Origin of the sequence: Rhodopirellula maiorica SM1, from assembly GCF_000346295.1 — a bacterium.
Taxonomy (GTDB): Bacteria; Planctomycetota; Planctomycetia; order Pirellulales; family Pirellulaceae; genus Novipirellula; species Novipirellula maiorica.
Window position 1 is genome coordinate 1 of sequence record NZ_ANOG01000423.1, and the last position, 8339, is coordinate 8339.

Sequence of the window (8339 nt, forward strand, 5' to 3'; positions counted from 1 at the left end):
GGCGATTTCGCGATTCGAATCTCATTTAGGATGCAAGCCAATGGTTCAGGTTTCGGGGCAAGAATTATCGACGGACGCGGAACGTGCCATCTCGCTGGCCGCAGAATTGCTCGATGAGGCGAGCCAACTGCAGACACCACAGGAACGGCGTCAGCAAGCAGAACTCGATCGCATGATCGGGCACGTCGAGGACAAGGCGACGCTTGTCGAAATGACCGACCAAGCCTTTCGCACTCACTCGCCTGCCCGAGTGGCCGACCAATTGACTCATCTATTGGACGTTCAGGGGATTCCGCGTTTTTTCAGCCCCGTCGAACAGGCGATGTTGAAGGGATTTCAGTCGTTTGGTGAATACCTGCCCGGCGTGGCCGTGCCGCTGGTCAAAGAAAAAATGCGCCGCGAAACCGCCAATGTGATTCTGCCAGCGGAACCGAAGTTGTTGGGCGAGCATCTTCGCAACCGCCAAACGCATGGCATGCACATGAACGTCAACCTGCTTGGCGAGGCAATCTTGGGCGAACAGGAAGCTCGTCGGCGGGTCGATCAGTGCTATAACGCGCTGCGGATGAATGATCTGAAATGTTTGTCGGTCAAGATTTCGACACTGTATAGCCAGATCTCGCCGATCGCCCGGCGACATTCGATCGACAAAGTGGCCGATCGGCTCGAAGCACTCTACCGGATCGCGCTCAGCAAGGCGGACCCAGAGACGAAACAAAGTAAATTCGTCTACTTGGATATGGAAGAGTATCGCGACCTCTATTTGACCGCGGACATTTTGTGCAACGCGTTGGATCGCGAAGCGATGTTGAACGTATCGGCGGGAATCGCGCTGCAAGCCTACGTGCCCGATTCGTTTGATGTGATGATGCGACTGATTGATTGGTCGCGTGACCGTGTCGCGCAAGGCGGCCAGCCGATCACGATCCGCTTGGTCAAAGGCGCCAATTTGGAAATGGAACGCGTCGATGCCTCGGTCCAGGGTTGGCCGCAGGCGCCGTATCGATCAAAAGTGGAAACCGACGCCAACTACAAAGCGATGCTGCGGCAGCTAATCGACGGAGCTGCCGAAGGGGTGATCCGCGTTGGTGTCGCCTCACACAACTTGTTCGATGTTGCCTTGGCTCTGCTCTGGTCGGCTGATTGCAACGCGACCGAGAACGTGCAATTTGAAATGCTCGAAGGGATGGCGAACCATCAACGCCGTGCGATCTCCGAACGCGATAAGAAAATGGTGCTCTACGCACCCGCTTGTTTTCAAGACAGTTTTATCAATGCGATCGCCTACTTAATACGTCGATTGGATGAAAACACGGGCCCCGAAAACTTCCTGCGGCATACCTATCGACTGAAACCCGACAGCAAAGAATTTGAGATGCTCGCTCAAGGGTTCAAAGATTCGTTGGCCATGATCGACACGGTCTCTCACACACCGCGGCGGACGCAAGATCGACGCCGGTCACCAGAGCAGCCGATGGCGGCTGAGCACTGGACCAAGTTTGTCAACGAGCCGGACACCGATTGGTCGCTGCCCCACAATCCGCAATGGATTGAGTCGGTACTCAGTAAATGGAAAGACCGCTGCGATATCCTCGACACCGGCAGTGGCGAGACGCGTGAATCGACCGATCCGTCACGTCCCGGTGTGGTGGTCTGTCGTTATTCGGTGCCAACGCTGGCCGATGTCCAGGCAGCGGTGGAAACTGCCACGGCGGCTCAGGCCGATTGGAGCCAAACGAGTCTACAACATCGCCATGACCTACTGCGACGCGTAGCGCAAAACCTGCGTGAGCGACGTGGCGATTTGATTGCGACCATGGTCGCCGATGGCGGAAAAACGGTGCTCGAGGCTGACCCCGAAGTCAGCGAAGCCATCGATTTTTGCGAGTTCTATCCGCTGACGGTCGAGCATTGGTATCGCCAAGCGAGCGTCAAACTGGAACCACGCGGCAACGTGGCGGTGGTCACGCCGTGGAATTTCCCGTTGGCGATTCCTTGCGGTGGGATCGCGGCGGCGTTGGCCGCTGGAAACTGTGTGCTGCTTAAACCGGCCTCCGAAACCGTGCTGGTCGCTTGGCACTTGTGTCAAGCATTCTGGGACGCGGGCGTTCCTAAGGACGTGTTGCAATTCGTGCCGTGCGCCGGACGTGTTGCCGAAGCAGGGTTGGTCAAAAATCCACAGATTGAAACGGTCATTTTGACTGGCGGCACCTCGACTGCAAAACGCATGCTGTCGGTGCGAAGTGATCTGCATCTATTGGCGGAAACGGGTGGCAAAAACGCCACGATCGTCACCTCGATGGCTGATCGTGATTTAGCCGTCAAGCATGTCGTTCAGTCGGCGTTTGGGCACAGCGGCCAAAAGTGTAGTGCGACGTCGCTGCTGTTACTCGAAAACGATGTGTTTGACGACACGACGTTCCGCGACATGTTGGCTGACGCCGTCTCGAGCATCCGAGTGGGATCCAGTTGGGATTTGTCGACAAAGATGGGGCCGCTGATCAAACCGCCTCAAGCCGAGTTGAACCAAGGGTTGAAGTCGCTTGACGATGACGAGTCATGGTTGGTGGTTCCCGAACACATCGTCGACAACCCCAATTTGTATCGGCCGGGAGTCAAGTGGAATATTCGACCGGGAAGTTTTACGCATCTGACCGAGCTGTTCGGGCCAGTGCTCGGCGTGATGCGGTTCTCGCGACTGGAAGAGGCGATCGAGATCGTGCGGTCGACGGGCTACGGATTGACCAGCGGATTGGAAAGCTTGGATGACCGCGAGATCACGTTGTGGCGTGATTCGGTTCACGCCGGCAACCTGTACATCAATCGTCCCACGACCGGAGCGATCGTGTTGCGGCAACCCTTTGGCGGTGTCGGCTTGAGTGCCTATGGGCCGGGCGTCAAAGCAGGCGGCCCGCACTACGTGTTGCCGCTCATGCGAGTGACCGATGGAAAACAATCTGTTGCTACAGCAGCCCAGGGCAAAGGTGATAGCCGCGAAATGCTCGAAGCTGATGAAGGGGCTCGTTTTAGTGCCTTGTTGGACGAAGCCGTTGACGCATCCGTGGTGGATGATGTTGACGCGGCTCGGATTCAAACGGCAGCAGCCAAGCAGAGAGCCGCGTTCGAAAATGAGTTTTCGAGCGAACATGATACGTTCCGGTTGATCGGACAAGACAACATTCGCCGGTACCGACCCACGCAAGCGATGAATCTGCGTTTCTCCGACCGCGATTCCATTTCCGATATTTGGATATCGACCTCGGCCGCGATTGCCGTCAAAACACAAGTGACGCTATCGATCGATCCTGAGGTGTCCGATGCGACCAAAGAGTGGCTCGAGCGTATTGCCGACGAGTTCCCTGGGCTCGTCAATCCGGTCGAAGAGTCCGAAGCGGAATTGGTGAAACGGATCAACGCAGGTCAAGTCGGTCGTCTGCGGCTGCTTCGATCGAGAAAGACGAGTGAGGTGGATGAAGCGTGTGCCGAGGCGTTTGTCACAGTCATTCGCGAACCGGTGGTCGTCGAAGCCGAAGTGGAATGTTTGCGGTACCTCGACGAACAATCGATCTCGCACGACTATCACCGCTACGGCAACCCCGGTCGCCGCGCCGCAGAAAAACGAGCCGAGGTGCTGTAGGACGCTTCATTTTACAATTCACAATTGTCAATTTAACCTTTTCAATCTGCGGTTTCTGTGGCTGCGATCCAACACTTCGGGTGGCCGGATGCAGTCGTAGCTTCGGTGCGTTGCTATAGATTCAGCGGCGAGTTTGCGGCTGAATTATTGAAAAAGTTAAATTGCAAATTGTAAAAGTTTAAATTGGATTGTGCTTGCAGCCGTAGTGAACGCATCGGTTCAAACAATCTGTCGCTGCCGATTTCGGCGGTTCATTTTTCAATTCACAATTGTTAATTTAACTTTTTCAATCTGCGGTTTTGGTATCCGCCATCCAAATCTTCGATCCAAGGCTTCGGACGATCGGATGCGATGCTGAGCAGCGAGGTGTTGCCGCGACGCCAGAGGCAAGCGTTGCTGGCGATTTTGCTTTCACGCAACAAGTTGCATATCTTAAATAGCAAGTTGCCGTTATACGCAATGCCAGGATGCAAGACTCGTTTGGGAGGTGTTGGAAATGGATCAACGTGGTGAGGATTTAGAAGATCGGTTGTTGGATTTTGCGGCGCGAGTTGGAAAAGCCGTTGATGCATTGCCTGACACGCGATTGGGACGCCACATTGCAAGCCAACTGGTCCGTAGTGGCACATCGCCCGCGCCGAACTACGCTGAAGCATGTGCAGCGGAAAGCAAGCGTGATTTCATTCACAAGCTTGGTATTACATTGAAAGAGTTGCGTGAATCGCGGTCATGGATCAAGCTCATTCTGAAGGCGGAGTTGCTGAAAGAGCATCGTATGTCACTGCTGTTGGATGAAACGAACCAGTTGTGCAACATTATCGGAAAGTCTGTTGTTACCGCCAAAGCCAATTTGCAATAGCTGCGGCGCCGCTCTTCATTTTTCAATTTACAATTGTCAATTTAACCTTTTCAATCTGCGGCTTCGGGTGACCGCCACCCAAGACTTTAGCCACCCAAGACTTTAGTCGGAAGCGATTGTAGCTTCTAAGCTTTGTTGCGGATTCAGTGGCGAGTCTGCGGCTGTTTATTGAAAAAGTTAAATTGTAAAGTTTAAATTGAGCATGACTGCAGTATCACCGCAGCGACATCCGCACCTGCGTTCCGTCGGCGGGTTTGGTCGAGACGCCGGCGCGGGCGGGATTCGCTGCGGTTTCCGCCTGGAACTGAAACGTTTTCACAAACGCACCGACGACAAGAGAAACTTCCAGTTCGCCGAGATGTTTTCCAGGACAAACTCTCGGGCCATGACCGAAACCAAAGTGCAAGATGTCCTTGGTTGCCCGGCCCGCCGCAGCCAAATGTTCCCACCGATCAGGAGCGAATTCGTTCGCCGGGTAACCGCTCGCTGCGACGCCCCAGTGGTCTTCGTGCCGATTCGCATGCCACACATCTAACAAAATGTGCGTGCCGCTTGGAATCAATAGCTTCCGATCGTCGGCGGTGGTTACCCAAGTGTCAGCGGTGGCTCGGCGAGGCAAGAAGTATAGCGAGGGTGTCAGCCGGAGTGTCTCATTCAACACGTTGCGTATGTAGGTGGCACTCGCCAGCGTCTCAGGCGTATAGACATCGATGTCCTTGACTTCCTGGAACACTTTCTCTTGAGCCGCGGGGTTGCGAGCGAGGTGCGAGATGGCCCAGGTTGCATACGACGTGGTCGCTTCGAGTGCCCCGGCCAAAAAGACCTTCAGGTTGCTGAGCAGCTTCGCATCAGGTGCATCGGATTTGAACTGCTTCCACAACGCCTTGTTCTCGGAGCGTGGGGCTAGAACGCATTGGGTCAACTCGTCAAACGCCGCGTCGTCCTGCCTGGCCTGGGCGATTCGTTTCGTCACCCCTGGCAGCTTTCGCCAAGGGATTCCAAGCTTGTTGCGTACCGTGTCGCTGACGATATGGTCGATCACCCGTTCCAGCGCCGGCACGTAGCGATTACATAGCTCGTCATAAGAGATTTCGGCACCAAAAAAGTTGTTGGTCAACATCTCTAGCATCACCACCTTGACCTCGGACTCTAATCGGATTTCGACTGAATCTTGGTCGCTGCTGGCTAGATGTTGACGCAGCACCTCGATCCGCTGCTGGACCGTGGTGCGGAACGTCTCGGCAAACTCGCCAAACTGCTCGGGTTGATACAAAGTGGTCTTACCAAACGGGCACGCGGCAATCTTGCGTTGCTTTTTCCACTCGGCGCCGTTGGCAAACAGCAAGGTGTCCTTTCCAGTCGCTCGCGCGATCCCGATCGACGGCATCGTGTCGCGATCGAATTGTCCTTCACGATCTCCCGTTGCGGTGGCAATGGCCCGAATCATTCCTGGGTCTCGCGTCACCAGAACCGGATCAAACCCGGGGACGTCCAAGTAGCGATTGTGTCGGCCCGGTCCCTGTTCTTCGTCCGCACCATGAAAATAGCATTCGAGAATCCGGACCGGATCATGGAAATTCCAGCGATGAGGAAACGGAAGCGATGGGCGTCCCGATCCAGGGTGAAATAGACGCACCCGAGATGGCAGGCAATCGCCGTCAAAAGGATTGATGGCGAACAACTGCTTTGGCAGCCGAGCGATTCGCTGGAACACAGTACGGTAGCCGCCTACAACTGGAGTGAATTTCGTCATGGCTGCAATCTTATTCCTCGAAGCCAAACTCGCGCATCCAGTGCTCGACTTCGTCGCTTGATACTTTGCCTTTGGGTTTGCCACTGCGGCTTTGACTACCGCCCTGCCCTGCCCCGTCGGAAATCTCGATCGCCAAGTGGGGGTGATCTTCGAGCAGATCGTCCAGCCAGGCATCGGCATCAAATGGAGTCGCACCGCGACGCTTGGCTGCGTCTTGAAGCCGATGATCCGACGAGACGACCGCTAGTTGCTTGGGCGCCGAGTGCTCGCCGATCAGCCGCTCGATCAAATCGTCGGCTTCGGGGTCGTCCACGGCAAAGCGAATGTCGATGCCAGCGACCTCATACCGGCTGATGGCATTTTCCGGTGGACAGCGGGCGTCAAACACGACGCAGGTGCGATTGCGGACGAATTCGGGTAGATGATCGCACAGCCGAGTGATCAGCCGATTGCGTTCGGCTTCGAGCCAGCGGTGTTGATGCGAGTTGCCGCGAGTGGATCCGCCGCGTCCTGGAGCCGCGACCGGTCCAATGACGTTGTAACCATCCACCAGCAGTAAAAGTGACATCGATCGAACTTTGTCGCGAAGAAGCTCCTTTATCTAGAGCACGGTCCGCTCACAAAAGCGGCAACACCGCATTGTCGCACGTTCGAGTCGCTATTCAATCCCTTTGACAATTTTCACCGGAGGACCGGCTTGGAAGCGATAAACCGAATAGGAAAACAGCCCGATCACCACGATCGAAATCAGGATCGCTCCGACCAATTTCAATGACTCGAAGTCACTGGGCAGCGAGATCGAAGGCATCCGCAGCGGTTGTCGTGGTTTCTTGGATTTCCGATCGTGCGTTCCCGATGTATCTGCTTTGACCTTTTTCGTTTTCTCTAGTTTAGCGGGCGCTGGCTTCGATTCGCTCGATCTCGATTCGGCTGCTCTCGATTCGGATGCAGGCTCGTCGTCGGCGAGACGGAGTGTATCGGCCGTTGTCGACGGCTCGTCCGTCAGCGTGTCGCCTTCTTCGCTCAACGTACCGGCGTCGCTCAAGTTGCCGCTTTTCAGAGACGAGTCATCCGACTTCAATTCAGAGATGGCGCGGATTGCCTTGTAACGTTGTTCGCGATCCGAGTCGTCGGCCGAATGGAGCATGTCGGCGACATCAAATTCTTGCCATGCTTCGCCTTGCAGCATCGACTCCGCTGGCCACGCGTGCTCCGAATTGGACGCCGCGTCGGTGTCGTCGGCCGCATCCGCGATCGCTGGAACCAATTCGTCCGCGCCCGACGTAACAGAACTTTGTTGCGGTGTCGTTTTGATGCTGACGTCAAACACGACCTTGCCACATCGCAATTGGTCGCCATCTTTCAATTCGACCCAACGGTTCACCGTAATCTTTTCGCCGTTGATGCAAGTGCCGCTGCTGCTATCGAGGTCCAACGCCAATAACTGCGTCTCGGTGTGGTGCAAGATGCAGTGACGTCGGCTGACCGATCGGCTTTTAGGACGAATTTGACATTCACCATGTCGTCCGATCATGTAGTAGCCGAGTTGGATCGAGGCGGCGACGCCAGCATGACTTCCCGTTGCGAGAATCAATTGAGCGATCATCGACGGCGATGTCTCTTTTTGAACTAGAAGGGGCATAGTGCTATGACTTCGTCTCGTTTTCAAATTCAATTAACGACAATGACATGACCGCCTTTTCCATCTTCCAGACTTTTGATTCGAGGCGGCGGTGTATCTTGAGGCCGCATGATCGTATAGGCGGTCATCCCCATCACAAGGATTAACGCAGCAATGGCCACGGTCAGCCCGATGCCAAGCAGCAACATCTGGTTCGAGTCGCCCGATTGGCTGCTGGTTTTGTTCGACTTGGTCTTCGACGGGCTCGATGGATTGGTGGTCGACACCGCCGATGGCTTTGGGGGACTGCTGGACAAACCGAGATCGACTGGCGGCAGACTGTCAAAATCGATCTCGGTGGCTTCGGTTGCAATCGGTACTGCACCGTCCGACGACAATGACGAGTCGTCGATGGTGGCTTGGTAAAACGATTCCATCCATCACTGTCTCGCCCGCCGGCGCGATCTGG

Annotated in this window: 7 protein-coding genes; 2 read left to right on the plus strand and 5 right to left on the minus strand. The window is 55.3% G+C overall.

What is annotated here, in order from left to right; all coding sequences use genetic code 11:
• Positions 1–40 precede the first annotated feature (40 nt).
• Complete coding sequence (locus RMSM_RS13525) at positions 41–3637, plus strand: bifunctional proline dehydrogenase/L-glutamate gamma-semialdehyde dehydrogenase (protein ID WP_008696809.1); 3597 nt, start codon at positions 41–43, stop codon at positions 3635–3637.
• A gap of 272 nt (positions 3638–3909) precedes the next feature.
• Here RMSM_RS13525 and RMSM_RS40920 read toward each other — a convergent pair whose 3' ends face one another.
• Positions 3910–4056 (minus strand): hypothetical protein, encoded by a 147-nt coding sequence (locus RMSM_RS40920; protein ID WP_160168289.1) that lies wholly within the window; start codon positions 4054–4056, stop codon positions 3910–3912.
• Positions 4057–4133: 77 nt separating this feature from the next.
• On the opposite strand from RMSM_RS40920, the gene RMSM_RS13535 reads away from it, so the two are divergent.
• Positions 4134–4496, plus strand: a complete 363-nt coding sequence (locus RMSM_RS13535; RefSeq protein WP_040766403.1) for a four helix bundle protein — start codon at positions 4134–4136, stop codon at positions 4494–4496.
• A 214-nt stretch (positions 4497–4710) separates the two neighbouring features.
• On the opposite strand, the gene RMSM_RS13540 is transcribed toward RMSM_RS13535, so the two are convergent.
• The 4 genes from RMSM_RS13540 to RMSM_RS13555 form a co-directional block, all read right to left on the minus strand.
• On the minus strand, positions 4711–6249 hold the full coding sequence (locus tag RMSM_RS13540) for a cytochrome P450 (protein ID WP_040766406.1): 1539 nt from the start codon (positions 6247–6249) through the stop codon (positions 4711–4713).
• Between the two features lie 10 nt (positions 6250–6259).
• Positions 6260–6817, minus strand: coding sequence for an NYN domain-containing protein (locus tag RMSM_RS13545; RefSeq protein ID WP_008696817.1), 558 nt, complete (start codon positions 6815–6817; stop codon positions 6260–6262).
• 90 nt (positions 6818–6907) lie between these two features.
• Positions 6908–7891, minus strand: a complete 984-nt coding sequence (locus tag RMSM_RS36825) for an FHA domain-containing protein (RefSeq protein WP_052031624.1) — start codon at positions 7889–7891, stop codon at positions 6908–6910.
• A 29-nt stretch (positions 7892–7920) separates the two neighbouring features.
• Positions 7921–8307: a serine/threonine protein kinase gene (locus RMSM_RS13555; protein ID WP_008696822.1), complete on the minus strand. Its 387-nt coding sequence runs from the start codon at positions 8305–8307 to the stop codon at positions 7921–7923.
• Positions 8308–8339 lie beyond the last annotated feature (32 nt).

Bases quoted from the DNA above. Each gene is read 5' to 3' on its own strand.
- RMSM_RS13525 (WP_008696809.1), top strand. From the start codon at position 41: ATGGTTCAGGTTTCGGGGCAAGAATTATCGACGGACGCGGAACGTGCC.
- RMSM_RS13535 (WP_040766403.1), top strand. From the start codon at position 4,134: ATGGATCAACGTGGTGAGGATTTAGAAGATCGGTTGTTGGATTTTGCG.
- RMSM_RS13540 (WP_040766406.1), bottom strand. From the start codon at position 6,249: ATGACGAAATTCACTCCAGTTGTAGGCGGCTACCGTACTGTGTTCCAG.
- RMSM_RS13545 (WP_008696817.1), bottom strand. From the start codon at position 6,817: ATGTCACTTTTACTGCTGGTGGATGGTTACAACGTCATTGGACCGGTC.
- RMSM_RS36825 (WP_052031624.1), bottom strand. From the start codon at position 7,891: ATGCCCCTTCTAGTTCAAAAAGAGACATCGCCGTCGATGATCGCTCAA.
- RMSM_RS13555 (WP_008696822.1), bottom strand. From the start codon at position 8,307: ATGGAATCGTTTTACCAAGCCACCATCGACGACTCGTCATTGTCGTCG.